This window comes from Pseudonocardia sp. (assembly GCF_035305885.1).
Taxonomy (GTDB): domain Bacteria; phylum Actinomycetota; class Actinomycetes; order Mycobacteriales; family Pseudonocardiaceae; genus Pseudonocardia.
In genome coordinates this window covers 46045-71763 of sequence record NZ_DATGOP010000024.1, presented here as the reverse complement: position 1 = coordinate 71763, position 25719 = coordinate 46045, and the positions used below count along the sequence as shown (strand labels likewise).

24 protein-coding genes and 1 pseudogene are annotated in these 25719 nt (G+C 76.1%); 16 read left to right on the top strand and 9 right to left on the bottom strand.

What is annotated here, in order from left to right:
- Positions 1-8: 8 nt before the first annotated feature.
- Together VKZ81_RS04490 and VKZ81_RS04485 are read right to left on the bottom strand one after the other, a co-directional pair.
- Positions 9-464 (bottom strand): ferritin-like domain-containing protein, encoded by a 456-nt coding sequence (locus tag VKZ81_RS04490; protein ID WP_324240118.1) that lies wholly within the window; start codon positions 462-464, stop codon positions 9-11.
- Positions 461-916: a hypothetical protein gene (locus tag VKZ81_RS04485; RefSeq protein ID WP_324240117.1), complete on the bottom strand. Its 456-nt coding sequence runs from the start codon at positions 914-916 to the stop codon at positions 461-463. Before VKZ81_RS04485 ends, VKZ81_RS04490 begins: the two co-directional genes overlap by 4 nt.
- 182 nt (positions 917-1098) lie before the next feature.
- Between VKZ81_RS04485 and rimP the strand changes: the two genes are divergently transcribed.
- The 10 genes from rimP (at position 1099) to VKZ81_RS04435 (ending at position 10238) form a co-directional block, all read left to right on the top strand.
- Positions 1099-1623: a ribosome maturation factor RimP gene (gene rimP / locus VKZ81_RS04480; RefSeq protein ID WP_324240116.1), complete on the top strand. Its 525-nt coding sequence runs from the start codon at positions 1099-1101 to the stop codon at positions 1621-1623.
- Positions 1620-2639: a transcription termination factor NusA gene (nusA, locus tag VKZ81_RS04475; protein WP_324240115.1), complete on the top strand. Its 1020-nt coding sequence runs from the start codon at positions 1620-1622 to the stop codon at positions 2637-2639. Before rimP ends, nusA begins: the two co-directional genes overlap by 4 nt.
- A gap of 35 nt (positions 2640-2674) precedes the next feature.
- Positions 2675-3034 (top strand): YlxR family protein, encoded by a 360-nt coding sequence (locus VKZ81_RS04470; RefSeq protein ID WP_324240114.1) that lies wholly within the window; start codon positions 2675-2677, stop codon positions 3032-3034.
- A 93-nt stretch (positions 3035-3127) separates the two neighbouring features.
- The gene (gene infB, locus VKZ81_RS04465) at positions 3128-6142 is read left to right on the top strand and encodes a translation initiation factor IF-2 (protein ID WP_324240113.1); all 3015 of its coding nucleotides are present in this window, start codon (positions 3128-3130) and stop codon (positions 6140-6142) included.
- Positions 6143-6195: 53 nt separating this feature from the next.
- Positions 6196-6489 carry a DUF503 domain-containing protein gene (locus VKZ81_RS04460; RefSeq protein ID WP_324240112.1) on the top strand — a complete coding sequence of 98 codons (294 nt, stop codon included), beginning with the start codon at positions 6196-6198 and terminating at the stop codon, positions 6487-6489.
- 24 nt (positions 6490-6513) lie between these two features.
- The gene (gene rbfA, locus VKZ81_RS04455; RefSeq protein ID WP_324240111.1) at positions 6514-6969 is read left to right on the top strand and encodes a 30S ribosome-binding factor RbfA; all 456 of its coding nucleotides are present in this window, start codon (positions 6514-6516) and stop codon (positions 6967-6969) included.
- Positions 6966-7931 (top strand): DHH family phosphoesterase, encoded by a 966-nt coding sequence (locus VKZ81_RS04450; protein WP_324240110.1) that lies wholly within the window; start codon positions 6966-6968, stop codon positions 7929-7931. Before rbfA ends, VKZ81_RS04450 begins: the two co-directional genes overlap by 4 nt.
- 108 nt (positions 7932-8039) lie before the next feature.
- The gene (locus VKZ81_RS04445; protein WP_324240109.1) at positions 8040-8663 is read left to right on the top strand and encodes a class I SAM-dependent methyltransferase; all 624 of its coding nucleotides are present in this window, start codon (positions 8040-8042) and stop codon (positions 8661-8663) included.
- Positions 8660-10003 carry an MATE family efflux transporter gene (locus VKZ81_RS04440; RefSeq protein ID WP_324240108.1) on the top strand — a complete coding sequence of 448 codons (1344 nt, stop codon included), beginning with the start codon at positions 8660-8662 and terminating at the stop codon, positions 10001-10003. The genes VKZ81_RS04445 and VKZ81_RS04440 overlap by 4 nt, the downstream gene beginning before the upstream one ends.
- Positions 10004-10085: 82 nt before the next feature.
- Positions 10086-10238 (top strand): hypothetical protein, encoded by a 153-nt coding sequence (locus VKZ81_RS04435; protein WP_324240107.1) that lies wholly within the window; start codon positions 10086-10088, stop codon positions 10236-10238.
- 15 nt (positions 10239-10253) lie between these two features.
- On the opposite strand, the gene VKZ81_RS04430 is transcribed toward VKZ81_RS04435, so the two are convergent.
- Both VKZ81_RS04430 and VKZ81_RS04425 read right to left on the bottom strand, forming a co-directional pair.
- Positions 10254-11924 (bottom strand): ABC-F family ATP-binding cassette domain-containing protein, encoded by a 1671-nt coding sequence (locus tag VKZ81_RS04430; RefSeq protein WP_324240106.1) that lies wholly within the window; start codon positions 11922-11924, stop codon positions 10254-10256.
- Between the two features lie 43 nt (positions 11925-11967).
- On the bottom strand, positions 11968-12753 hold the full coding sequence (locus VKZ81_RS04425; protein ID WP_324240105.1) for a DUF5995 family protein: 786 nt from the start codon (positions 12751-12753) through the stop codon (positions 11968-11970).
- A gap of 144 nt (positions 12754-12897) precedes the next feature.
- On the opposite strand from VKZ81_RS04425, the gene VKZ81_RS04420 reads away from it, so the two are divergent.
- A complete protein-coding gene (locus VKZ81_RS04420) occupies positions 12898-15852 on the top strand; it encodes a helix-turn-helix transcriptional regulator (protein WP_324240104.1) in 2955 nt (984 codons plus the stop codon).
- A gap of 79 nt (positions 15853-15931) precedes the next feature.
- On the opposite strand, the gene VKZ81_RS04415 is transcribed toward VKZ81_RS04420, so the two are convergent.
- On the bottom strand, positions 15932-16492 hold the full coding sequence (locus VKZ81_RS04415) for an RNA polymerase sigma factor (RefSeq protein WP_324240103.1): 561 nt from the start codon (positions 16490-16492) through the stop codon (positions 15932-15934).
- Positions 16493-16709: 217 nt separating this feature from the next.
- Between VKZ81_RS04415 and VKZ81_RS04410 the strand changes: the two genes are divergently transcribed.
- Positions 16710-17366, top strand: a complete 657-nt coding sequence (locus VKZ81_RS04410; RefSeq protein ID WP_324240102.1) for a DUF5995 family protein — start codon at positions 16710-16712, stop codon at positions 17364-17366.
- A gap of 119 nt (positions 17367-17485) precedes the next feature.
- On the opposite strand, the pseudogene VKZ81_RS35070 reads toward VKZ81_RS04410, so the two are convergent.
- Positions 17486-17845: pseudogene (locus tag VKZ81_RS35070) on the bottom strand (DUF1761 family protein); the annotation flags it as partial.
- Between VKZ81_RS35070 and VKZ81_RS04405 the strand changes: the two are divergent.
- Positions 17844-18395, top strand: a complete 552-nt coding sequence (locus VKZ81_RS04405; protein ID WP_324240101.1) for a TetR/AcrR family transcriptional regulator — start codon at positions 17844-17846, stop codon at positions 18393-18395. The pseudogene VKZ81_RS35070 and the gene VKZ81_RS04405 sit on opposite strands and share 2 nt — an antisense overlap.
- Positions 18396-18455: 60 nt before the next feature.
- On the opposite strand, the gene VKZ81_RS04400 is transcribed toward VKZ81_RS04405, so the two are convergent.
- The gene (locus VKZ81_RS04400) at positions 18456-20180 is read right to left on the bottom strand and encodes an ABC transporter ATP-binding protein (RefSeq protein ID WP_324240100.1); all 1725 of its coding nucleotides are present in this window, start codon (positions 20178-20180) and stop codon (positions 18456-18458) included.
- Complete coding sequence (locus VKZ81_RS04395) at positions 20177-21811, bottom strand: ABC transporter ATP-binding protein (RefSeq protein ID WP_324240099.1); 1635 nt, start codon at positions 21809-21811, stop codon at positions 20177-20179. Before VKZ81_RS04395 ends, VKZ81_RS04400 begins: the two co-directional genes overlap by 4 nt.
- Positions 21812-21894: 83 nt before the next feature.
- On the opposite strand from VKZ81_RS04395, the gene truB reads away from it, so the two are divergent.
- Entirely contained in the window at positions 21895-22770 is an 876-nt protein-coding gene (gene truB, locus VKZ81_RS04390; RefSeq protein WP_324240098.1) for a tRNA pseudouridine(55) synthase TruB, read from the top strand.
- A gap of 80 nt (positions 22771-22850) precedes the next feature.
- On the top strand, positions 22851-23951 hold the full coding sequence (locus tag VKZ81_RS04385; RefSeq protein WP_324240097.1) for an aldo/keto reductase: 1101 nt from the start codon (positions 22851-22853) through the stop codon (positions 23949-23951).
- Here VKZ81_RS04385 and VKZ81_RS04380 read toward each other — a convergent pair.
- Positions 23948-24778, bottom strand: coding sequence for an AraC family transcriptional regulator (locus VKZ81_RS04380; protein WP_324240096.1), 831 nt, complete (start codon positions 24776-24778; stop codon positions 23948-23950). The genes VKZ81_RS04385 and VKZ81_RS04380 overlap by 4 nt on opposite strands.
- Before the next feature lie 117 nt (positions 24779-24895).
- Between VKZ81_RS04380 and VKZ81_RS04375 the strand changes: the two genes are divergently transcribed.
- A complete protein-coding gene (locus VKZ81_RS04375; protein ID WP_324240095.1) occupies positions 24896-25666 on the top strand; it encodes an IclR family transcriptional regulator in 771 nt (256 codons plus the stop codon).
- Positions 25667-25719 lie beyond the last annotated feature (53 nt).

Here is a 25719-nt window from a genome sequence, read left to right as displayed (position 1 = left end):
TCGAGGCGCTACTGCAGGCCCGGGAACACCGGGATCGTCGGCGTCCGGCCGATGGCGGCCCGCCAGCGGGCGCAGCGCAGCGTCGCCGCGCTCATCGTGTCCAGGGCGGCCTGGCGCAGGGCCCGGTCGCGGGAGCGCTCGAGCACCGATCGCCACGCGGCGATCGTGTCGCTCTCGGCGACGACGGCGAGCTCGGCCGCCGACGCCGCGTCGGTGACCGGGCGGGGCGTGGCGTAGGCGGGCTGGGCGGATGCCGCGGGCTCCCCGAGCTGGGCCAGGGTCTCCTCGATCTGGGCGCGCAGTTCGCGGTGGGCCTCCTCGTCCTCCCGGGCGCGCGTCGCGTCGGCGCCGGACAGGAAGGCCACCGCGAGCGCGTAGCTCCAGATCGCCGCGTGCTCGGCCGCGAGCGCGTTCTGGAGGGCGGCGACGGAGGTCTCGTCGATCCGCGGGTTCGACGACGTCACGCCAGCACCTCCGCGTAGGCGTTGCAGCACGCGGCCACCGACGCCACGAGCCCCACCCGCTCGGGCGGCAGGGTGAGCGCGACCTCCCCGGCGGCCCGCCCGGACGCGAGCACCGCCTGCTGCACCTCGGCGCGGCCGGGGCGGCCGGGCGGCGGCGGCGCGGGGGCGGGGCTGGGCCGGTCCGGGTCGAGCCGGGCGATCTCGGCCTCGAGCGCGGCGGCGTGCTCGGTGCGCGCGTCGACGAGCGGCTGCAGCGCGTCGGCGAGGCGCCGGTCGGCGGCCACCGCGGCGGCCGCGAGGGCGGCGTCGGCGCGCGCGGCGTCGGCGAGCGCGATCAGCGGGTCGGGCTCGTCCGAGCCGGACCCGCCGCCGAGGCCGCAGCCGGCGAGCGCGGGCGGCAGGAACAGCAGGCCGGCGAGCACGCGTCGCCTGCTCCACGCCGCTCGAGCCACCACGTCTCCTCAAGCCCCCCGGGCGCGGGACCGTCCCCTCCGCGCACGCCGGCCGCACATCCTGCCACCCGGCCCCGCCCCCGGGCGGGTGCCGGGGGGTGCACGGGGGGTAACGGCCCGCAGGCCCCCGCGGGGCGGCGCGATACCCTGTCAGACCCACACCGTTCGTAGGAGTAGACGCGATGCCCTCCCCCCGCCCCGCGCAGGATGCCGGGCCGAAGCCCGGTGCGCTGCACGGCGTGCTGGCGCCGATCGTCGAGGACGCCGGGTTCGAGCTCGAGCACCTCGACGTCCGCGCCGCGGGCCGCCGCCACACCGTCAAGGTGGTGGTCGATTCGGACGAGGGCGTCGGCCTGGACGACATCGCGGCCGTCTCGCGGGCGATCTCCGCGGAGCTGGACCGCCACGAGCACCTCATCGAGGGCTCCTACACCCTGGAGGTCACCTCGCCCGGGGTCGACCGCCCCCTCACGCGGCAGCGACACTGGAAGAGGGCGTACCTGCGCCAGGTGGCGGTCCGCCTGCACGACGGCACGCGGTTCACCGGTCGCGTCGGCAGGGCAGGGGAGGAGTCCGTCACCGTGCTCGTCGACGGCCGGCGGCGCGAGGTGCGCTACGCCGACGTGGCTCACGCGGGCGTGCAGGTGGAGTTCCGGCCCGCGCCGGAGCGCGAGGTGGCGCTGCTGCAGGAGGAGGGTACGGCGTGAACGTCGACATCGCGGCGCTGCGGACGATCGAGCGCGAGAAGGACATCCCGTTCGACACGGTCATCGAGGCGATCGAGACCGCCCTGCTCACCGCGTACAAGCACACCGACGGCCACCAGCCGCACGCGCGGATCGACATCGACCGCAAGACCGGCGCCGTGCGGGTGCTCGCCCAGGAGATCGGTCCCGACGGCACCGTCGACACCGAGTGGGACGACACCCCCGAGGGCTTCGGGCGGATCGCCGCCACGACCGCCCGCCAGGTGATCGTGCAGCGGCTGCGCGACGCCGAGCACGAGCGCACCTACGGCGAGTTCGCCGCCAAGGAGGGCGAGGTCGTCGCGGGCGTGATCCAGCGCGACGCCCGTGCCAACGCCCGCGGCGTGGTGATCGTCCAGCTGCAGGGTGGCACCGAGGGCATCCTGCCGCAGGCCGAGCAGGTGCCCGGCGAGCGCTACGAGCACGGCGAGCGCATCCGCTGCTACGTGGTCGGCGTCAGCCGGGGAATGCGCGGGACGCAGATCACGTTGAGCCGTACGCATCCCAACCTCGTGCGCAAGCTGTTCGCGCTCGAGGTGCCCGAGATCGTCGACGGCTCGGTGGAGATCGTCGCGGTCGCCCGGGAGGCGGGACACCGCTCCAAGATCGCCGTGCGCTCCACGGTGCCCGGGGTCAACCCGAAGGGCGCGTGCATCGGCCCGGTCGGCGCCCGGGTGCGCGGGGTGATGAGCGAGCTGGGCGGGGAGAAGATCGACATCATCGACTGGTCCGAGGACCCGGCCACGTTCGTCGGCAACGCGCTCTCGCCGTCGAAGGTGGTTTCGGTCACGATCCTCGACGCCCGCACGAAGACCGCCCGGGTGGTCGTGCCGGACTTCCAGCTGTCGCTCGCGATCGGCAAGGAAGGGCAGAACGCCCGGTTGGCGGCCCGGCTGACCGGCTGGCGCATCGACATCCGCAGCGACGCCGACCCGCGCGGGGCCCTCGACACGCCTCAGACGGAGTCGGTCGGCTGATCGGTCGAGCAAGCGGGGAGGGGGAGCGGACGCAGGTGCTGCGCTACACTCCACACCGGCCCACCAACCGGGTCCGGCTCTCCGCACGACCCGTCAGGACGTGCGTCGGTTGCCGGCGCCGGGATGTGGTCGACGGTCTGTTGAGGGTCGTCGCGGTGGACGGGGTACTGACCCCGGACCCGCGGCGCAGGCTCCCCGGGCGTGGTGCGTGGCTGCACCCCGCCAAGGAGTGCCTGGACCGTGCCGAGCGGCGCTCGGCGTTCCCGAGGGCGCTTCGCGTCCAGGGGCCGCTGGACCCCGCCCCGGTGCGGGCCCACATCGGCTCCGTGCGTACCAGCGGGGCCCGGGAGACACCCGGGTCCGACACACCAGGAAGCAAGGTCGACCCGTCATGAGCCAGCCGTGAAGATCGCACCATGAACGTGCTTCGACACTAGGTTCGAGGTCGAGCGGTGCCGCCGCCCGGCCTCCGGTAAGCAAGGAGTGCAGTGGCAGGCAAGGCCCGCGTGCACGAGCTCGCGAAGGAGCTCGGAGTCAGCAGCAAGCAGGTCCTGAGCAAGTTGCAGGATCTCGGTGAGTACGTGAAGTCGCCGTCGTCGACGGTCGAAGCGCCGGTGGCGCGCAAGCTCCGCGAGTCCCTCGCGGGTGGCGGCGAAGCCGCCGACGGCCGTCGTCGCGGTGGCGGTGCAGGCGGTGGTGGGGGACGTCCGCGTCCCGGCGGCGGAGCCGCCACCACCCCCGGCAGCGCCTCGCCGCGATCCGGTGGCCCGGTCCCGGGCCCGCCCCGCCGTCCGGAGCGTCCGGCGGCCGAATCCCCGGCGGCACCCGCGCCGGGCGCCGAGCGCCCCGCGGGCCCGCGTCCGGGGCCGCGCCCCGGGCCGCCGCCCGCTGCGCCGCGTCCGGAGGCCCCGCGCAGCGAGCCCCAGCGCCCGGCGGCCCAGCAGCCGCAGACCCAGCAGCGCCCGGCGGCCGCGTCCGGCTCGCCTGCGGCGCCGCCCGCCCCGGGCCAGCAGCGCCCCGGTCCCCGGCCCGGCCCGCGCCCTGGCCCCACGCCCGGTCAGCAGCAGCGTCCCGCGGCCGAGTCCTCGGGCGTGGTCCCGCCGCGTCCGGCCGCGCCGCGGCCCGGCCCGCGCACGCCGCGGGTCGGCAACAACCCGTTCGGCGTCGGCTCCGGCGCCCCGCCGCGCCCGCAGCCGCCGCGTCCCGGCCCGCCCCCCGGTGGGCAGGCCCCGAGCCAGGGCGGCCAGGGCCAGGGCGGTCCGCGCCCCGGTGGCCCGCGTCCGCAGCCGCCGCGTCCCGGTGAGCCCGGGCGGGGTGGCCCGCGTCCGTCGCCCGGCAACATGCCTCCGCGCCCGAACCCGGGCATGATGCCGCCGCGGCCCGCGGCCGGTCGGCCCGGTGCCGGTGCCGGTGCCGGTGGCCGTGGTGGCCCCGGTGGCCGCGGCCCCGGTGGCGGCGGTCGTCCCGGTGGCGGCGGTCGTCCGGGCGGTGGCTTCCGTCCCGGTGGCGGCGCCCCGGCGGGCGGTTTCCGCGGTGGTCCCGGCGGTGGTCGCCCCGGTGGTGGCGGTCGCGGTCGCGGCGGTGCCGCGGGTGCGTTCGGCCGTCCCGGCGGCCCGGCGCGCAAGGGCCGCAAGTCGAAGCGGCAGAAGCGCCAGGAGTTCGACTCGATGCAGGCGCCCTCGGTGGGCGGTATCCGCCTGCCCAAGGGCAACGGCGAGACGATCCGGCTGCCGCGCGGCGCGTCGCTCACCGACTTCGCCGAGAAGATCAACGCCAACCCGGCGTCGCTGGTGCAGGTGCTGTTCCACCTCGGCGAGATGGTGACGGCCACCCAGTCGGTGTCCGACGAGGTGCTCGAGCTGCTCGGCACCGAGATGAACTACAACGTCCAGGTCGTGAGCCCGGAGGAGGAGGACCGCGAGCTCCTCGACTCCTTCGACATCTCCTACGGCGAGAACGAGGGCACCGAGGAGGACCTGGAGGTCCGGCCGCCGGTCGTGACCATCATGGGTCACGTCGACCACGGTAAGACGCGACTGCTGGACACGATCCGCAAGACCAACGTCCGCGAGGGCGAGGCCGGCGGCATCACCCAGCACATCGGCGCCTACCAGGTCAAGACCGAGCTCGACGGCGAAGAGCGGCTGATCACCTTCATCGACACCCCGGGTCACGAGGCGTTCACCGCCATGCGTGCCCGCGGTGCGAAGTCCACCGACATCGCGGTGATCGTGGTCGCCGCCGACGACGGTGTGATGCCGCAGACGGTGGAGGCGATCAACCACGCCCAGGCCGCCGACGTGCCGATCGTGGTCGCGGTGAACAAGATCGACGTCGAGGGCGCGAACCCGGCGAAGATCCGCCAGCAGCTCACCGAGTACGGGCTGGTCGCGGAGGAGTACGGCGGCGACACGATGTTCGTCGACATCTCCGCGAAGCAGGGCACGAACATCGACCAGCTGCTCGAGGCGATCCTGCTCACCGCGGACGCGGCGCTGGACCTGCGGGCCAACCCGAAGATGGCCGCCCAGGGCGTCGCGATCGAGGCCCACCTCGACCGCGGCCGCGGCCCGGTGGCCACGGTGCTGGTGCAGCGCGGCACGCTGCGGATCGGCGACTCGATCGTCGCGGGCGACGCCTCCGGGCGCGTCCGGCGCATGCTCGACGAGTACGGCAACGACGTCACCGAGGCGCTGCCGTCGCGGCCGGTGCAGGTCATCGGCTTCACGTCCGTGCCGGGCGCGGGCGACACGTTCCTCGTCGTCGACGAGGACCGGGTGGCCCGCCAGATCGCCGACCGGCGGCGCGCCCGCGAGCGCAACGCCGAGCTGGCGAGCCGGCGCAAGCGCGTCAGCCTCGAGGACCTGGACGCCGCGCTCAAGGAGACGAGCACCCTCAACCTGATCATCAAGGGCGACAACTCGGGTACCGTCGAGGCGCTCGAGGACGCGCTCATGAAGATCGAGGTGGGCGACGAGGTCGAGCTCCGGGTGATCCACCGCGGCGTCGGTGGCATCACCGAGGGCGACGTCAACCTCGCCACGGCGTCCGACGCCATCGTCCTGGGCTTCAACGTCCGGGCCGAGGGCAAGGCCACCGAGCTCGCCAACCGCGAGGGCGTGGAGATCCGCTACTACACGGTGATCTACCAGGCCATCGAGGAGATCGAGCAGGCCCTCAAGGGCATGCTCAAGCCGGAGTACGAGGAGGTCGAGCTCGGTCGGGCCGAGGTCCGCGAGATCTTCCGGTCGTCCCGGTTCGGCACGATCGCCGGTTGCCTCGTGATGAGCGGCGTCATCCGGCGCAACGCCAAGGCGCGGCTGCTGCGCGACAGCGTGGTGGTGGCCGACAACCTGACGATCGCCTCGCTCCGCCGCGTGAAGGACGACGTGGTCGAGGTCCGCGAGGGCTTCGAGTGCGGTCTCACCCTGGGCGGGTTCAGCGACATCAAGCACGGGGACGTCGTCGAGACGTTCGAGATGCGCGAGAAGCCGAGGAGCTAGCGCGAACGCGGGGACCGGCCGCTGCGGCCGGTCCCCGCTCTCGTCGGAGAACCATGTTCGTCGGGGCACTGGAGCTGGACGTCCTGCTCGGGGACGTCCGTTCGCTCAAGCAGAAGAGGTCCGTGGTCCGGCCGGTGCTGGCCGAACTGCGCCGCAAGTTCGAGGTGGCCGTCGCCGAGGCGGGGCACCTCGACCTTTACCGGCGCGCCCTGCTCGGCGTGTGCTGCGTCGCCGCCGACTCCGGGCACGTCACCGAGGTCCTGGACCGGTGCGAGCGGCTCGTCGCCGCCCGGCCGGAGCTCGAACTGCTCTCGGCCCGGCATCGCATGCTGGGTCCCGAGGACTAGCACGATCCTGGGAGGGCTGTAGTTGTGGTGGACCACGCCCGTGCGCGGCGGCTGTCCAAGCGGATCACGCAGATCGTTGCGGACGCGCTGGAGCACGAGGTCAAGGACCCTCGGCTCAAGATGGTGACCATCACCGACACCCGGGTCACGGGGGACCTGCGCGAGGCCACCGTGTACTACACGGTGATGGGGGAGCGGGTGGACGCCGAGCCCGACCACGCGGGCGCGGCGGCCGCGCTCGCGAGCGCCACCGGCGTGCTGCGCTCGCTGGTGGGCGCGGGGACCGGGATCCGGCACACCCCGTCGCTCACCTTCGTCCCCGACCAGGTGCCGGAGGAGGCCCGCCGCATGGAGGAGCTGCTCGCCCGGACCCGCGAGTCCGACGCCGAGGTCGCCCGGCTGGCGGCGACCGCCCGCCCCGCGGGCGACCCGAACCCGTACCGGGCGCCGCGGGAGCGCGACGGGGCCGAGGAGGAGTGAGCCGGGCCGTCACCGTCGACCAGGCGGTCACCGAGGCCGCGGAGGTCCTGGCGGGGGCCGGGACGGTCACGCTCCTGGCCCACCTCGATCCCGACGCGGACGCGCTCGGCAGCGCGCTCGCGCTCGGGATCGCGCTGCACCGGCGCGGCGCGGTCGTGCAGGTGTCGTTCGCGCGGCCGGACGCCGCGCCGGAGTCCCTCGCCCCGCTCGACGTGGAGGGCCTGCTGGTCCCGGCGCCGCTGGTGAACCCGGCGCCGGAGGTGCTCGTGAGCTGCGACGCGGCGGAGCCGGGTCGGCTCGGCTCCCTCGCCCGGCTGCTCGACACCGCGGGCCGCACGGTCATGCTCGACCACCACGCCACCAACCCGGGGTTCGGCGACGTGCAGGTGCTCGACCCCCAGGTGGAGGCCACGGTCGTGCTGGCGCACCGGGTGCTCGTCGCGATGGGCGCGCCCATCGACCCCGACGTGGCGCGGTGCCTCTACGCCGGGCTCGTCACCGACACCCGGGGGTTTCGCACCGCCGGGCCGGCCGCGCACCGGCTCGCCGCCGAGCTGGTGGAGGCGGGCGCCGATCCGGAGCCGCTCACCAGGGCGCTGATGGACAGCCACCCGTTCGCCTGGTTCGAGGGGCTCGGGGGCGCGCTCGAGCGGGCCGTGCTCGAACCGTCGGGGCTGCTCTACACCACGATCCCGCTGGCCGACGTGCGCCGGTACCGGCCCGAGGAGATCGACAGCGTGGTGGAGGTGCTGCGCACCGCGGCGGAGGCCGAGGTGGTGGCGTCGGTCATGCAGGTCGAGGAGAACCGCTGGCGGGTGTCGCTGCGCTCGACCGGCAGGGTGGACGTCGCCGCCATCGCCACCGCGCTCGGCGGGGGCGGTCACGCGATGGCGGCCGGCTTCACCCGCGAGGGCACCGAGGAGGAGGTCCTCGCCGCGATCCGCACCGCCCTCGCCGCATAGCCCGGGGCCACCGCGGCCCCGCCCCGTTCCGATGAACGGCGCGTTCGCCGGATAGGTTCCGACGGACGCGCCGTTCGTCGGAACCGAACGATTTCGGAGGCACCCTGCATGACGCCCGACACCACCCCCGCGGACGCGCGGTCCGCCCGTCGCGCCTTCCTCGCCGCGGCGCTGCGCCGTCCGGCGACGATGGGCGCGATCGCGCCGAGCTCGCCGCGCCTCGGCGCGGTGCTCGCGTCGGTCGTGCCCCGCACCGGGACCCCGGTCGTGGTGGAGCTGGGCCCGGGCACCGGCGCGGTGAGCGCGGTGATCGCCGAGCGGCTGCCGGAGGGCGGACGGCACCTCGCCGTCGAGCTGGACCCGGACATGGTCGCGTACCTGCGCCGCACCCGGCCCGACCTCGACGTCGTGCAGGGCAACGCCGCCGACCTGGGCAAGCTGCTCGCCGAGCGGGGCATCTCCGAGGTCGACGCCGTGATCTGCGGGCTGCCGTGGGCGCTGTTCGACGACGCCACCCAGGAGGCTCTGCTCGGTGAGATCAGCCGGGTGATCGGCGACCGCGGCGCGTTCACCACGTTCGCCTACCTGCACGGGATGACGCTGCGCGCCGCGCGCCGGTTCCGGCGCAGGCTGCGCGACACCTTCGACGAGGTGCTGGTGAGCTCCACGGTCTGGCGCAACCTGCCGCCGGCGTTCGTCTACGTGTGCCGCCGCCCGCGCGACGAGGGATGACCACCGCGCCGGACCGCGTCCCCGCGCGGGAGGTGCTGCGGCTCGCCGCGCCCGCGCTCCCGGTGCTCGCCGCCGAGCCGCTCTACCTGCTGGTCGACACCGCCGTGGTCGGGCGGCTCGGGGCGGTCGCCCTGGCCGGCCTGGCGGTCGCCGCGGTGGTGTTCGCCCAGGTCACGAGCCAGCTGAATTTCCTGTCCTACGGCACCACCTCGCGCGCGGCCCGCCTGCACGGGGCAGGGCGCCACGGCGACGCCGTCGGGGAGGGCGTGCAGGCCACGTGGCTCGCGCTCGCCGTCGGGCTCCTGGTGCTGGGGGTCGGCCAGCTGGTCGCCCGCCCCGTCGCCGAGGCGCTGGGCGACGGCGGCGCGATCGCGGACGCCGCCACCTCGTGGCTGCGGGTGGCGCTGTGGGGCGCCCCGATGGTGCTCGTCACGCTCGCGGGCAACGGGTGGATGCGCGGGGTGCAGGACACCGTGCGCCCGCTGCGCTACGTGCTCGCGGGCAACGGGCTGTCGGCGGTGCTGTGCCCGGTGCTGGTGCACGGCCTCGGCGGGTGGGGCGGGCTGGGCCTGGTCGGTTCGGCCCTCGCCAACGTCGTCGGCCAGTCGCTGGGAGCCACCCTGTTCCTCGTGGCGCTCGTGCGGGCCGCCCGCGCCGGCGCGGTGCCGCTGCGGCCCGCGCCCGCCGTGCTGCGCGCCCAGCTCGCGCTGGCCAGGGACCTGCTCGCCCGCAGCCTCGCGTTCCAGGCGTGCTTCCTGTCCGCGGCCGCGGTCGCCACCCGGTTCGGGGCGGCCAGCATCGCGGCGCACCAGATCGTGTTGCAGCTGTGGTTCTTCCAGGCGCTCGTGCTCGACGCCGTCGCGATCGCCGCCCAGGCCCTCGTCGGCGCCGCGCTCGGCTCGCCCGACCGCGGCGCGCAGCGGGCGAGGGCGCTCGCCGGGCAGGTCACCCGCTACGGGCTCTGGCTCGGGATCGGCTTCGGCGTGCTGTTCGCCTGCCTGTCCGGCGTGCTGCCGCCGGTGTTCACCCCCGACGCCGCCGTGCTCGCGGCCGTGCCCGTGCCGTGGTGGTTCTTCACGGCGATGCAGCCGATCGCCGGGGTCGTGTTCGCCCTCGACGGCGTGCTGCTCGGCGCCGGGGACGCGGCGTTCCTGCGGACGTCGACGATCATCGCCGCCGTGCTCGGCTTCCTCCCGCTGATCTGGGCGTCGCTCGCCTTCGGCTGGGGGCTCGCCGGCATCTGGTCGGGGCTCGCGCTGTTCATGGTGATCCGCCTCGTCGCGGTGGGGTTGCGCGCCCGCGGAGATCACTGGGCGGTGACAGGAGCGGTTCGTTCCTGAGTGTCGCTATGCCCGAACGCGTCACCTGCGGTAGACAATGCACCGCACATCGTCATCCTTCTGGGCCACGAATCGGGTGTACGTGAAGAGAATCGTCGGACTCCTGGTCATCGCGCTCCTCGTGTTCTGGGTCTTCGTGGACCCGGACAGCGCGGCCGACACGGTGCAGGACATCGGCTCGCTGCTGCGCGAAGGCGCGGAGTCGGTCATCACGTTCTTCACATCGCTGGTCTGACCGCCCGAGGCGCGCTCACTTCGCGGGCGCCGCGGCGCGCGCCGCTGGTTCCCACACCGGCTCCGGGGTCTCGGTGACCTCGCCGTCGCCGGCGAACAGCAGGAAGCGGTCGAACCCGCGGGCGAACCAGCGGTCGTGGGTGACCGCGAGCACCGTGCCCTCGAACGCCGCGAGCGCCTCCTCGAGGGCCTCGGCCGAGGCGAGGTCGAGGTTGTCGGTGGGCTCGTCGAGCAGGAGCAGGGTGGCCCCGGACAGCTCCAGCAGCAGCACGAGCAGCCGCGCCTGCTGTCCCCCGGAAAGCGTTTCGAAGCGCTGCTCGGCCTGGCCGGCGAGCTCGTAGCGGGCGAGCGCCCGCATCGCCTCCCCACGGGGCATGCCGGGGCGGTCGGCGTCGCCGTCGACGAGGACCTCCACCGGCGTGCGCCCGGTGAGCTCGGGGCGGTCGTGGGTCTGGGAGAAGTGCCCGGGGCGCACCCTCGCCCCGAGCCGGGCCACGCCGTGGTGGGCCACCGGCGCGAGCGCGAGCCCGCTCGCGGGCACCGCGCCCGGCTCCGGGTCGGTGCCGCCACCGGCGAGCAGCCGCAGGAAGTGCGACTTGCCGGTGCCGTTGCCGCCGAGCACCGCCACCCGGTCGCCGTACCAGACCTCCAGGTCGAACGGGTAGGTGAGCCCGTCCAGCTCCAGCTGCTCGCACACCACCGCCCGCTTCCCGGTGCGGGCCCCGCGTAGCCGCATCCGGACGTTCTGCTCGCGCGGCTTCTCCGGGGGCGGACCGGCCTCGAGGAACTTGGCGAGCCGGGTGCGCGCGGCCTGCAGGCGTGAGGCCATGCCGTCGTTGTGGGCCGCCTTGACCTTGTAGTGCACGACGAGGCGCTCCAGCTTGGCCCGCTCCTCGTCCCAGCGGCGGCGGGCCTCGTCGAGCCGGTCGTGGCGGGCCGCGCGGGCGGCGTGCCACGACGCGAAGCCGCCCGGGTGCACCCAGGCCGACCCCGCCTCGACGGTGACCACCCGCTGGGCGGTGCGGGCCAGGAGCTCGCGGTCGTGGCTCACGTACAGCACGCTCTTGGGCGACTCGTCGAGACGCTCCTCCAGCCACCGCTTGCCGGGCACGTCGAGGAAGTTGTCCGGCTCGTCCAGCAGCAGCACCTCGTCCGGGCCGCGCAGCAGCAGCTCCAGCGCGAACCGCTTCTGCTCGCCGCCCGACAGCGTGCCGACCGGCCGGTCGCGCACCTCCTCCCAGGGCAGCCCGAGCGCCGCGACGGACGCGGTGTCGAACGCCACCTCGGCCTCGTACCCGCCCGCCTCGCCCCACGCGGCGAGCGCCTCGGCGTAGCGCAGCTGGGAGCGCTCGCCCTCGTCGAGGGCCCGCTCGGCGGCGCGCAGCCGCTCCCCGGCGGCGCGGATCGGCTCCGGGGCGAGCGACAGGGCGAGGTCGGCGAGGGTGGTGCCGTCGGTGATCGAGCCGATGAACTGGCGCATCACCCCGAGCCCGCCGCTGCGGGCGATGCTCCCGGCGGCCGGGGTGAGCTCGCCCGCGACCATCCGCAGCAGCGTGGTCTTGCCCGCCCCGTTCGGCCCGACGAGCGCGACCTTCGCGCCGTCCGAGACCCGGAACGACACGTCGGAGAACAGCGTGCGCCCGTCGGGCAGCCGGTGCTCGACGCCCATCGCCTCGATGTGTCCCACGCGGCCATGGTGGCCGCGGCGCCGCGCGCCGGGCGAGGCGTTTTCAGAAGGGCAGCGGCAGCCGGAGCACGCCCTCGGCGATGAAGGTGGCGGTCCGGTCGAGCTTGCGCTCGGACGCCCGGCACACCTCGGGGGTGGCCCCGGCCTGCCAGACCCGCTTCGCCTCGTCCCAGGCGAGGTCGCGGGTGAAGGTCACGACGAGGTCGGCGAGCCAGTTCGCGCCGACGTCCCACGGCGCGCCGTCCGGACCGGCCGACAGCAGCGAGTCCAGCTCCTCGCGCAGACCGTCCATCTCCATCTCGAAGACGTCGTTGATCAGGCGGTAGTCGTGGTACTGCGCGCTGTCCGGGCCGTCGCCGTCCGGCTCGACGTGGCGCCACGTCGCGATGAGCGCGTGCGCGAGGTCGTAGTTGATGTGGGCGTTGACCCCGAGCACCGCGAAGTTGACCGGGGGCACCTTCGGGTCGCTGCGGTTGTCGAACAGCACCCGCCACACCCCGGGGGTGGTGTGGATGTCGGCGGCGTAGCTGCGCAGCGCCTGGAAGTAGCGCTCGGCGAACTCGAGGTCGAGCCGCACGAGGAACGGCGAGGACCGGAACCGCCCGCTGTCGACCATCTCGCCGACCCGGGTCGTGATGACGTGGTAGAGCTTCGTGAACGCCGCGATCCCGTCGTTCTCGCCGAGCAGGGAGGTGCTCGCGGCGTAGTCGCGGATCTCTGCCAACCGTTTGACCACCTCGGGGATCGACGTCGGCGGTGCGTCCCCGGCCAGCTCGGCCAGGCGCTGGGTGCTCCCCGTGGACGCCGGCTCGCGGGCGATCTCTCCCATCGGCAACTCCCTTCCGTCCCGATCAAGGAGCACCGGCTGGTGCGCCTGATACGTTCTTCGATCATGTCCGTGCCCGGCTGCCCCGGTCCTGCCGGGGGCGATGGCCTGGTCGCGGGCGGGACGGGGGCAGTAGCGTCGCAGGACGTGACCGAGCGACGGCCCCAGCGCCCCTTGGTCGGTCGGGGGGAACAACTCGCAGAACTGCTGGCCGCCCTGGAGGCGGCGCGGCACGGCCGGATGGCCACGATCTTCCTGAACGGCGACGCGGGGATCGGCAAGACCCGCCTCGTGCAGGAGCTCGTCGCCCGGGCCGAGGGCACGGGCGCGACGGTCCTGTTCGGCGCGGCCACCGACATCGCCGAGAGCCCGCCGTTCTGGCCGGTGGTGTCGGCGGTGCGCGCGCTGCTGCGCTCCCCGCGGGGCGAGGACGCCCGCCGCGCGCTCGCCCCGTGGTCCGACCAGCTGGACGAGCTGCTCGTGCTGCGGGCCGCGGCCGAACCGCTGGCCCGGGTGCAGACGCTCGAGCTGCTGCACCGCGTCGTGTCCCGGCTGGCGGCCGAGGCGGTCGTCGTGCTCGTCGTCGAGGACGTGCAGTGGGCCGACCGCTCCACCCTCGACCTGCTGGCCTACCTCGTGGCGAACCTCGCCGACGAGCGGCTGCTGCTCGTCGGGACCCACCGCAGCGAGCCCGGCGCGCCGGCCCCGACCCCGGCCCGCACCGTGATCCGCGAGCTCGCGCGGCACCGCCAGGTGCGCAGCGTCGAGCTGCCCCCGCTGGATCGCGACGCCGTGGCAGAGCTGGTCGCCGCCCTCGCCCCCGGCCGCCCCGACCTCGTCGAGCTGGTGTGGAAGCGGTCCGCGGGCAACGCCTTCATCGCCGAGGAGACGCTGCGCGCCGCGCTCGACGGCGACCCCGCCGCCTTGCCGGACACCCTGCGCGAGCTGGTGCTCACCCGGCTGGCGCGGCTGTCGGCGCCCGCGCTGCGCGCGGTGCGCGCGGTCGCGCTCGCCGACGGGCCGCTGCCGCACCGGCTGCTGGAGGCCGTGCTCGGCGGGGAGCCGTGGCTGCTCGACGCCCTGCGCGAGGGCGTGGACGCCGGGGTGGTGGTCGTGGACGCCGCGGCCGACGGCTACCAGCTGCGCCACGGCCTGCTGACCGACGTCGTGGTGGGCGAGCTGCTGCCCGGGGAGCGGATGGACCTGCACCGCCGCTACGCCACCGCGCTCGAGCAGGCGTGGGCCCGCGAGCTGCCCGGCGTCGACGCTCGGGTGGCCCACCACTGGCACGGCGCGGGCGACCGGGACCGGGCCGCCGCCGCGGCGGTGGCCGCGGCCGAGGCGGCCGACCGCGTGCGCGGCTACGCGGAGGCGCACCGGCACTGGCTGCGCGCCGCCCGGCTCGCGGGGGAGGTGGACGCGCCGCCCGTCCCGCGCGAGGCCTGCCTGGAGCGGGCCGCGGAGGCCGCGCACCTCGCAGGCGACGCCGACCAGGCCGTCGCGCTGCTGGCCGAGCGGCTCGACCTGCTCGAACCGGCCGACGACCCGGGCGCACCCGACCTCGAGGCCGCCCTGCTGCACGCCCGCACCGGCCAGTACCTGGTGGCGGCGGGCCGCGGCGCGGAGGCGGCGGGGGCCTTCGGCCGGGCCACCGCGGCGCTGCCGGCCGACGGCGCCGAACGGGAGCGCGCCGAGGTCCTCGGCGGTCACGCGTCGGCGCTGTGGACGGCGGGCGACTACGCCGCCGCGCACGAGACCGCGGGCCGCGCCCTCGAGCTCGCCCGCCGGCTCGGCCTGGCCGTGCAGGAGGCGCGGGCGCTCGCGACGCTCGGCTTCGGGCTCGCCTACCTGCAGGACCCCGAGGCGGGCGAGGCGGCGCTGCGGGAGTCGATCGAGGTGGCCGAGCGGGCGGGGGAGCCGCTGGAGATCGTGCGCGCCCACCGCAGCCTCGCCGAGCTGCTCTCCGGCCCGCTGAACGAGCTGGACCGCGGCATCGCGATCGCGCGGGCGGGCGCGGCCCGCGCCCACGAGCTGGGGCTCGCCCGCAGCGCCGGGGCGGGCATGCTCGCCGTCGCGGCCAACGGCCTGTTCCGCATCGGGCGCTGGGACGAGGCCGACGACACGATCGCCGAGGCGTGGGAGCTCGCCCCCGCCGGTGCCGAGGCGCTCGAGCTGCGCCTCGCCCGGGCCCGCCTGCACACCGGCCGCGGGCGGTTCGACGCCGCCGAGGACGACCTCGAGGCCGTCGACGCGCAGTCGGCCGCCACCGTCGGGCCGCGCTACCGGCTGCCCCTGCTGACGCTGTGGGCGGGCTTGGCGATGTGGCGGGAGCGCCCCGACCTCGCGCTCGACCACGTCGCCACCGGGCTCGACGTCGTGGAGCAGGGCTCCGACGACGTCTGGCTGGTGGCGCCGCTGATCTGGCACGGCGCCCGCGCCCGCGCCGAGTGCACCCGCCTCGGGGTGCGCCGCCCCGACGACGGCACCGACGTCCGCCTGCGCCATCACGTCGCCGAGCTGGCCCGGATCGCGGAGGCGTCCGTGCCCGCGGTGCGCGACCTCGTGCTCGGGTTCGTGGAGATGAGCGCGGCCGAGGACGGGCGCGCCGCGGGGCGCTCGGACCCGGTGGCCTGGGAACGCGTCGCCGAGATCTGGCGGGCGAGCAGCCAGCCCTACCCGAGCGCGTACGCCCACCTGCGGCGGGCCGAGGCCCTGCTCGCAACCCGGGCGAGCTCGGCGGCGGCCGCCGAGTCGCTGCGCCACGCCGCCCGGATCGCGCGCGACCTCGGCGCCGTCCCGATGTTGGCCGAGATCGCCGACCTCGCCGAGCGCGCGCGGATCGGCCTGGACGAGCCGGCGCCCGCGCCGGAGCCGGAGCCGCCCGCCGCGGTCGACGACGAGCTCGCCGCCCTCACCGCCCGCGAGCTGGAGGTGCTCACCGAGCTCGCCGCGGGCCGCACCAACCGGGAGATCGCGCAGCGGCTGTTCATCAGCGAGAAGACCGTCGGGGTTCACGTCAGCCGCATCTACGCCAAGCTCGGTGTCCACAGCCGGGTGCAGGCGAGCGCGGTGTTCCTGCGCGCCCGCCGGCAGCGGACCTGAGTCCCGGTTGCAGCACGGCCACCTCCCCGCAACGCGGTGGCGCGGAGGTGGCCGTGCTGCAACCACCCCCCGCTGGGTGTCAGGCGCCCACCACGGCGCCCGAGTCGAAGCAGCGGCGCACGCGGTGGATGAGCCGGGCGCGGCTCGGCCCGAGGCTCCCGACCGGGATTCCGGTGGCCCTGGCCACCTCCGCGTACGGGCGTGGCTCGTCGGCGAAGAGCTCCATCATGATCGTGCGGCCGCGGGGCGGGAGCGCCGCGACGATCCGCCACAGCCGGGCGACGGTGTCGGCGTCGACGACCCGCTCCTCGACGCCGCGGTCCGGGTCGGGGACGGCGTCGAGCTCATCGGTGACCACGGGGCGGTTCTCGCGCAGCATCCGCAGGCATTCCCGCGACGCCGTGGTGGCGAGCCAGCCGCCGAGGCGCTGCGGGTCGCGCACCGCGTCGCTGTGCTCCACCAGGCGCAGCCACGTGCGCTGCTCGGCGTCGTGGGCGTCGGCGTCCTGCAGCCGGTAGGAGTGGACCACGGCGCACACCAGTCCTCGGTAGCGCTCGACGATCTCGGCCCAGGCCCGCTCGTCACCGTCGGCGGCCGCGCGCAGCAGCCGGTCGTTGGCGGTGGGCGCCGGGGTCGTCATCGCGAGCTCCTCGTGGGGCGGGCAACGTGCACCACAGGCTCGTGCGATCGCGGGCCGCTGTCGTCAGGTCAATGCCTTACGCCGGGTGGATCGGACGCCCTAAATCGCGCGACCGGGTATCTGCACGCGCCCGGGATGGCTCTCCTCCTCGCCGGCGGCCGCGCCGGAGGGCAGGAGGCCGCCCGTGGAGAGGCCTCGACGAGGAGGAACGGTGTAGGTGGCGAGCGAGTCGGGGGCGGTCGAGACGGGGGATCGGGGCCGCCCGTGCGTCGTCGACGCCGTGGCGGGGTTGCAGGAGGGCGCCGACGCGGGCGAGCACGGGTTCGGTGCGGGCCCGGTCGGCAGGCTGCTGGTCGCCGTCGCGCCGCCGGACGATGCGGGCGGGCAGCTGGACGCGGAGTTCCGGACGGAGCTCGTGGCGGAGCTCGCGCGTCGCTACCTGCGCGCCGTGCGCGCCCACGCCAAGGGGAGCGGGACGCCGCGGGTGTGGCAGGTCCTCCTCACCCGCTGGGAGGGCGGCTCGGGCGACCCGGCCCGCACTGCGCTCGCGGGCGCGCACGCGCTGGTCTCCTTCGACCTCCCGCCTGCGGTCGTGAGCGTGTGCACGCTGCTCGGACGCGGCCCCGGGCCCGCCGAGCAGGCCGTGGTGCAGGCGCTGACCGCGCAGATCGCTCGGCTCGCCAACGAGGCGGCCGACGCGCACTCCCGCGACGACGCGAGCGGCCTCGCGCTGCTGGCGTCGCGCAGCGAGACCTGGCGGCAGGCCCAGCACCTGTGGACGATGCGCGGCCGCCCGTTGGAGGCGGAGAAGGAACGCGCGGCGCTCGACTGGCGCGCCGCACTGGTGGCCCGGGCACTGTTGGGGAGCGGCTGACCCGGGCGGGCGAGGGGGCGTGAGCGGGTACGCGCCCGGGGGAGCGCGTACCCGCTCACGGGGGCGCCGAGCGCACGCGAACCCCGCGTACCTCGGTGCAGCAGGCCGACGGCGAGCGCGACGAGCAGCAGCTTGAGCAGCAGGTCGCCGGCGTGGATCGCGGCGGTCACCGGCGCGACGCCCTCCCGGGTGACCGATCCGACGAGCAGCACCACCGGGAACGCCGCCCAGAGCACGACGGCCAGGCCGATCCCGCCGGGCAAACCGATGAGCCCGGCCTGCGCGGCGATCCAGCCGAAGGCGACCGCGACGACGACGGTGCGCACCAGCTCGAGGACCACTTCCACCGGGACGACCGCGCCCCGGTCGGGCGTCGCGTCGCCGAGTGCGCGCCGCTTGAGGGGCGCCGTCAGCGAGTAGTGGGCGGAGCTGAGGACGAAGGCGGCGACGCCGGCCACCGCGACCCCGACGACGAGCATGGCGCCCGGCCCGCGCGCGGAGTTCCTGGCCAAGGGCCTTCGCGGGACGACGATGGACGCCGTCGCGCGCCGGGCCCGCATCTCCAAGCAGTCGCTCTACGCCGCCTGGCCGTCGAAGGACGCGCTCTACGCGGCCGTGGTGCGCGACGGGGTGGACCAGGGCCACGACTCCATGGCTCCGCACGCCCGCGCGCTGGCCGGGGCCCTCGACGCGCGCACCGGCCTGTCCCGGATGGCCGAGGTGCTGCAGGCCGGGATCCTCAGCACACCGGTGCTGCGGATGCGCGCGCTCGTCGCCGCCGAGGCCGATTCCTTCCCCGAGGTCGCGGAGCAGTACGCCGCGCGCAGCTGGGACCGCAACCTCGGCCCGCTCGCCGGGAGCCTGCGCGAGCTGGATCGGCGCGGCCTGCTCACCGTTCCCGATGCCGACGTCGCCGCCGAGCAGTTCGTGTGGCTCGTGGTGGGAGGGCCGCTCAACCGGTCGACCCTGCGCGGGCCCGGGCTCGCACATCCCCCGAGGACCTGCGCCGCGTCGCGGACGAGGCGGTGACCACCTTCCTCGCCCGGTACGGCGCCGGCGGCTGAGGCCCGCGACGGTGCGCCCGCGCCGTCACCGGCTCCGCGGCGCGGCCCAGGCCGACCAGAGGTCGGCGTAGTGGCCGCCCGCGGCGACCAGCTCGTCGTGGCGCCCGGCCTCGACGATCCGCCCCTTGTCGAGCACCACGACCCGGTCGGCGGTGGCGGCCTGGGTGAGGCGGTGGGCGATCACGACGGCGGTGCGCCCGGCGAGCGCGGCCGCGGCGGCGCGTTCGAGGGTGCGCGCGCCCGCGCTGCCGGCCTCGGCGGTGGCCTCGTCGAGCACGGCGACGGCGGGATCGGCGAGCACCAGCCGGGCCAGCGCGAGCTGCTGGGCGCGGGTGGCCGACAGCTCGCCGCCGTCGCCGTCGCCGACGACGTCGGTGAGCGCGAGCGGCGCCTCGACGGCGCGCAGGGCGGCGGTGAGCTCGTCGTCGGTGGCGCCGGGGCGGGCCAGGCGCAGGTTGTCGGCGACGGTCCCGGCGAACACGTGCACCTCCTGGGTGACGAGGGCGACGTGGCGGCGCAGGTCGGCGATCTCGTCGAGACCGACCCCGCCGATCTCGACGGTGCCCGCGGTGGGCCGGTGCACCCCGGCGAGGACGGCGCCGAGGGTGGTCTTGCCCGCACCGCTCGTGCCGACGACCGCGACCCGCTCCCCGGGGGCGATCTCCAGGTCGACGCCGTGCAGCACCTCGGGGCCGCCGTCGTAGGCGTGCCGGATCCCGCGGAGCCGCACGCCGGCGTGCGCGGGCGTGCGCGGGTGCAGCGGGGCGGGTGGTGCCGGCATGTCGGCCACCCCGACCAGGCGGGCCAGCGCTGCGCCCGCCGACTGCGCCTCGTCGAGCAGGTACAGCATGACCCCGATCGGGTCGAACAGCCGCAGGAAGTACAGCGCGGCGGCGGTGGCGGCGCCGACGGTGACGGCGTCGGCGCGCACCAGCAGGAAGCCGGTGACGAGGATGGCGAGCACGCCGACGAGCTCCGCCCCGTTCATGGCCAGCCCGAACTTGCGCTCGGCGTGCGCCGCGGCGAGCGAGGCGTCGACGGCCACCCGCGAGCGGCGGTCGATGCGCGCGAGCTGGGCGCCGCGGCGCCGGAAGGCGCGCACGGTGGCGGCGCCGCCCACCCCGGCCAACAGGGACTGGGTGCGCTCGCCCTCGGCCAGCCGCTCCGCGGCGTAGAGCCGCCCCGACGCGCGCGCGTACCAACGGGAGACCAGCACCCAGATCGGCAGCGGCGTGAGCCCGGCGAGCGCGAGGCGCCAGTCGAGCACGGTGAGCCCGACCAGGGTGAGGCCGACGTCGAGCAGGGAGATCACGACGGTGGGGATCGCCCGGCGCACGCCCTCGGAGATCACCGAGATGTCGCCGCCGACGCGCTGCAGCAGGTCGCCGGTGCCCGCCCGTTCGACGTCGGCGAGCGGCACGTCGAGCGCGCGGCGGACCACGCGTTCGCGCAGCGCGGCGAGCACCTGCTCACCGAGCCGGGCCACCAGCACCGAGCCGAGCGCGGAGAACACCGCGCGCGCCAGGAGCGCGGCGAGGATGGCGAGCGCGAGCCCGTCGACGAGGCCCGCCGCGCCGCGGTCGATCACCGCGTCGACGATCCGGCCGAGCAGCGGCGGCACCACGAGCATCGCGACCGAGGCCAGCACCAGGGCGGCCGCGGTGGCGGCGAGCAGCGCGCGGTGCGGCGCCATCAGCTCGCCGAGGGCGCGGCGGGTGCGGGCGAGGGCCGCCACGGGCAGCACGGTCATGCGAGCACCGCCTGCCGGTAGCGCGGGTCGGCGATCAGCTCGGCGTGGGAGCCGGACGCGACGACCGCCCCGCCGTCGACGACCAGCACGCGGTCGCAGCGGGCGAGCAGCGCCGGGCTGGAGGCCACCACCACGGTGGTGCGGCCCGCCCGCAGCGTCGCCACGCCGTCGGCGATGCGGTGCTCGGTGGCGGCGTCGACGGCGGTGGTGGGGTCGTGCAGCACCAGCACGGCCGGGTCCTCGGCGAGCGCCCTGGCCAGGCCGAGGCGCTGCCGCTGCCCGCCGGACAGGGTGCGCCCGCGCTCGCCCACGTCGCTGTCGAGCCCGGCCGGCAGCGTGTCCACCACCTCGTCGGCCGCGGCGGCCGCCAGCGGCGCCGGGTCGCGTCCGGTGGTGTCGGCGACGGTGCCCTCGAAGAGGGTGGCCTCGTGCCGGGCGACGAGCACCGCGCGGCGGGCCTCGTCGAGCGCGACCCCGCGCAGGTCGGTGCCGTCGAGCTCGACCGGGGCGTCGGCGTCGCGGGCGAGCGCGTCGAGCAGCCGCGCCGCGTCGGCCGCCTGCAGGGTGACCACGCCGACGTGCTCGCCCGCCGCCACCTCGAGGGCGGGCCCGTCGGGCAGCCGCACCCGCAGCGTGCCGGCGGGGCGGGCCGGGAGCACGCCGGTGCCCGCGGTGACGGCGGGCGGCGCGGCGAGCACGGCGGCCGTGCGCCGCGCCGCCCCCCGGGCGCCCGCGAGCACCGCGCCCAGCTCGGTGAGCCGCTCCAGCGGTCCGATCAGGAACTGCGCCAGCCCGACCCCCGCCACCAGCTCGCCGACGCTGATCGTGCCGTCCAGGGCGAGCCTGCCGGCGACCCAGGCCACGACCACGAGGAACAGCCCGGTGATCGCGTTGGTGGCCCCGAGGTAGCCGCCCGCCCACTTCGCGGCGGCCAGGCGGGCGCGCAGCGCGGCCCGGCTCGCGGCGCGGTAGGACGCGTCCGCCGCGTCCTCCCCGCCGATCCCCTTGATCACGCGCAGGCCGGTGACGACGTCGGTGGCCACCGCCGTCGCCGCCGCCAGGGACTCCTGCTCGGCCTCGGCCCGCCCGACCAGCGGCCGCGCCAGCAGCCGGGAGGCCAGCAGCACGAGCGGAACCCCGCCCAGCACCACCAGCCCGAGCACCACCGACGCGTCCAGCAGCACCACGGCGCCGCCGGCCAGCGCGGTCAGCGCCGCCACCCCGCCGACGACGACCGTGCACACCTCGCCGGCCCGGTCGGCGTCGGCCCCGGCCGTGCTCACCAGCTCGCCCGGGCGGCCGGGGGCGCCGCCCGCGGGGTGCAGCACGCGGGAGACCACGTCCATCCGCACCCGGTGGGCCGCCAGCCGCTCGGTGCGGGCGGCCAGGTAGTAGCCGAAGTAGGCGCTGGTGGCGAGCACCGCGAACACCGCGGTGACCACCCCGAGCCAGCGCAGCAGCGCGCCCGAGTCGCGCCCGACCACCCCGAGATCGATCACCCAGCCGACCGCCACCGGCACCGCGGCCTCCGCCAGCTGGTGCACCGACACCAGGACGGCGGCGACGACGAGGTCCCGCGGCCGCGCGCTCGCCGCCCGGCGCAGCACGTCACCCGCCGTGGCTCGATCCATGTGAGGCCCCCCTGACCTGCGAACGGCGGTGACGGTATCCGGTGGGTCCGGCGCGGGGCGCGTGAATTGCGAGAATCGACGGCGTGGACGCCCCCGCGCCCGGCCTCGTGATCGTCGACAAGCCGGCAGGCATGACCTCGCACGACGTCGTCGCCCGCCTCCGGCGGATCCTGCGCACCCGCAAGATCGGCCACGCCGGCACGCTCGACCCGATGGCCACCGGGGTGCTGGTGTGCGGCGTCGGGCGCGGCACCAAGATCCTCGGCCACCTCGCCCTCGACACGAAGGCCTACACCGCCACGATCCGCCTCGGCGTCACCACCCGCACCGACGACGCGGAGGGCGAGGTCGTCGCCACCGCCGACGCGAGCGGCGTCACCGACGCCGCGATCGAAGAGGCCATGGCGGCGCTGACCGGCGACATCGAGCAGGTCCCCAGCGCGGTCAGCGCGATCAAGGTCAACGGGCAGCGCGCCTACGCCCGGGTGCGCGCGGGGGAGGAGGTCGTGCTCGCCGCGCGGCCGGTCACCGTGTCGGAGTTCCGGCTGCTCGCCCGCCGCGGCCCCGACCTCGACGTCGCCGTCGAGTGCTCCTCGGGCACCTACGTGCGCGCGCTCGCCCGCGACCTGGGCGCGGCGCTGGGGGTGGGCGGGCACCTCACCGCGCTGCGCCGCACCCGCGTCGGCCCGTTCACCCTCGACCACGCCCGCACCCTCGAGGCGCTGGAGGCCGACCCGTCCGCGGTCGTCCCGCTCGACGCCGCGGTCGCCATGGCGTTCCCCCGCCGCGACCTGGACGCCGCCCAGGCCGCCGACATCTCCCACGGCCGCCCGCTCCCGCCGACGGGGCGGCCCGGCACGCACGGCGTGTTCGCCCCCGACGGCCGGGTGCTCGCCCTCGTGGCCGACAAGGGCCGCCACGCCCGCCCCCTGGTCGTGCTCGCCCCGGCCGCCACCTGAGAGCTGGGCCACCGCCAACGCGTGAAACGACCGCCGGGACGTGGAAGACCGGCGGCCCGCCGCGGCGCGACGGTGTGATCATGAACGGATCAGCACCGCAATCGGGTCGTCGCACGTCGCGCCGCGCCTTCCTGGCCGCCGCGGGCGCCACCGTCGCCGCGGCCGCCGCGGGCGGCACCGCAGCCGCCGCCGGGCTCTGGCCGCCCGGCGCGGCGGGCGCGCGGCCCGCGCAGGACACCCCGACGCCCCACGTGCGACCGCTGCCCGCGGGCGGGGGTGAGGTGCCGCTGATCGGGCTCGGGTCGTTCATGACCTTCGACCGGCGGCCCGAGACGGACCGCTCGTTCATCCCGGCCGTCCTGCAGGAGTTCTTCGACGGCGGCGGGCGGGTCGTCGACACCTCGGCCCTGTACGGCGCCTCCGAGGCCAACGTCGGGGAGTTCGCCCGCGAGCTCGGGCTCACCGACCGGCTCTTCCTCACCGACAAGAGCTGGAACTGCGGCGAGTACGCGTTCGACGACAGCCACACGCTGCGCCAGTTCCGGCGGTCCCAGCAGCGCCTGCACCGCGACCGGATCGACGTCGTCGGCATCCACAGCATGACCAACGTCGGCATGGTCCTGCCCGTCCTGCGGCGGCTGAAGGAGGAGGGGCAGATCCGCTACGTCGGGCTCACCTCGCACGAGCCGTACCAGTACGCCGGCATGGTCCGCCCGATCCAGAGCGGCCTGGTCGACTTCATCCAGATCCGCTACTCGCTGTTCGAGCGGTCCGCCGAGGAGCGCCTCCTGCCGCTCGCGGCCGACCACGGGGTCGCCGTGATGGTGAACATGCCGCTGGAGAAGGGCAGGCTCCACCACGTCGTCGGCGACCGGCCGCTGCCGGATTTCGCCCGGGAACGGGGCTGCGCGTCCTGGGCGGAGTTCTTCCTGTCCTACGTCGCCGCCCACCCCGCGGTCACGTGCGTCATCCCGGCCACCACCGAGCCCGAGCACGTGCGGGAGAACCTCGCCACGATGTACCGGCCGTTGCCGGACGAGGCCGAGCGCGCCGAGATGCTGCGCTTCATGCAGGACATCCCGGGGTTCGCGGGCATCGGCGACGTCCCGTGGTACCCGGGCAAGACGTTCACCGAGGGCCTGGTGCGCCTGCCTCAGCCGCACCCGGCGGGCGGACCCTAGCGGTGCGCGGCCCGGTAGGCGGCCGGGGTGAGGCCGTACTGGCGGCCGAACGCCGTGGTGAGGTGGCTCTGGCTGGAAAAACCCACCCGGGCCGCGACGTCGGCGATGGGCGGGCCGTTCGGGTCGCGCAGCAGCTCGGCCGCGCGGGCCAGCCGCCGCTCGGTGACGTACCGGTGCGGCGGCAGGCCCGTCGCGGCCTTGAACGCGCGGCGGAAGTGGTGCGGCTCGAGGCCGGCGACCTCGGCGAGCTCGCTGATGCGCAGCGCCGAGTGCAGGTGCGCCTCGATGTGGTCGACGACCTGCCGGATCGCCCGCCGCGACGGCCTCGGTGGCGCGTCCCCGTCGTCGCCCCCGCCCGCCCGGTGCAGGTGGGCGAGCAGCAGCGCCGCCGCGCTCTCGGCGAACAACGACCCGGCCGGCCCGTCCTGGTTCGCGTCGAGGGCGAGCGCGAGCCGGTGCACCAGCGGGTCCGGCCGGTTGGTGAACGGCCGTAGCCCGCCCGCGGGCACGCCGCGCGGGCAGGCCTCCGGCCGGATCCGGATGCCGATGTAGTCCAGGGTGCCGCCCTCGTACTGGGCGAACCGGTGGCAGCCCGCGGGCACGAACGTCACCGCGCCCGGGAAGCTGCACCCCGTGTAGCGGGAGCCGTCCGCCGCGCGCGCCCGCAGCCGGCCCGCCGAACCGGCGACCGAGACGAACAGCTGGTGTTCGCCCTTGCAGATCTCGCCGGTCGTGCCGGCGGGGGCGTGCCAGCGCACCCGGTCGACCGCGACGCCGGGCCAGCGGCGCTCGCGGCGCACCAGGTCGGTACCTCCGTAGCGGTGCACGACCGCGATGCAAGCACCGGCGGTGTTGCGACCCGGTGTGACGCCCGCTCCCGAACGGTGTCATCGCGATCACCCCGGCGGATACCCTGCCCGCACACCCGGACCGGGGAGGTGCACGTGCCCGACACCCCGGGGAAGCCCGTCCTGCAGAAGGCGCGCCTCATCCTGGACTGCTTCGACGCGCACACCACGCAGCTGGGCGTCAACGAGCTGGCCCGCCGCAGCGGGCTGCCCCGCACCACGGCCCGGCGGATCGCGCAGGAGCTGGTGGCGTGCGAGCTGCTCGACCGGTCGGACGGCGGGTACCGGCTCGGAGCCTGGCTCGCCGAGCTGGGGGCGCGGGTGCCCGCGCACCGGTCGCTGCGGGTGGCGGCGGCGCCGTACCTGGAGGAGCTGAGCCACCTCACCCACGAGACGGCGGTGCTCGCCCTGCCGGGCCACGGCGAGATCCACTTCGGCGAGATCTACGTCGGCAGCCGCGGCCGGGGGCAGGTGGTGACCCTGGTCGAGGGGCGGGTGCCGCTGCACTGCGGCGCCTCCGGCAAGGTCGTGCTCGCGTTCGGGCCGCCGGAGCTGTTCGCGCGCACGGTCGGGGCCGGCCTGGTGCGGCGCACCCGGCGCACGATCACCGACCCGCAGCGGCTCGCGGCGGAGCTGGAGCGCGTCCGCGGGCAGGGCTACGCGGTGGACCGGCAGGAGCTCGTCGACGGCTACGGCGCCGTCGCCGCGCCCGTGCGGGCCGGCGGCGCGGTGATCGCCGCGCTGACGGTGGTGGCACCGATCAGCCGGCTCGACGTCCCCGCGTTCGCGGCGGCGGTGCGGCGCACGGCGGGCGGGTTGTCGCAGCGGCTGGAGGCCCGGGCCGGCCGTCAGCAGGTGGGCCACTGAGCGGACCGCAGGCGTTCCGAGCGGGTCGTGGCGCGGGTCACGATCGATCGCCG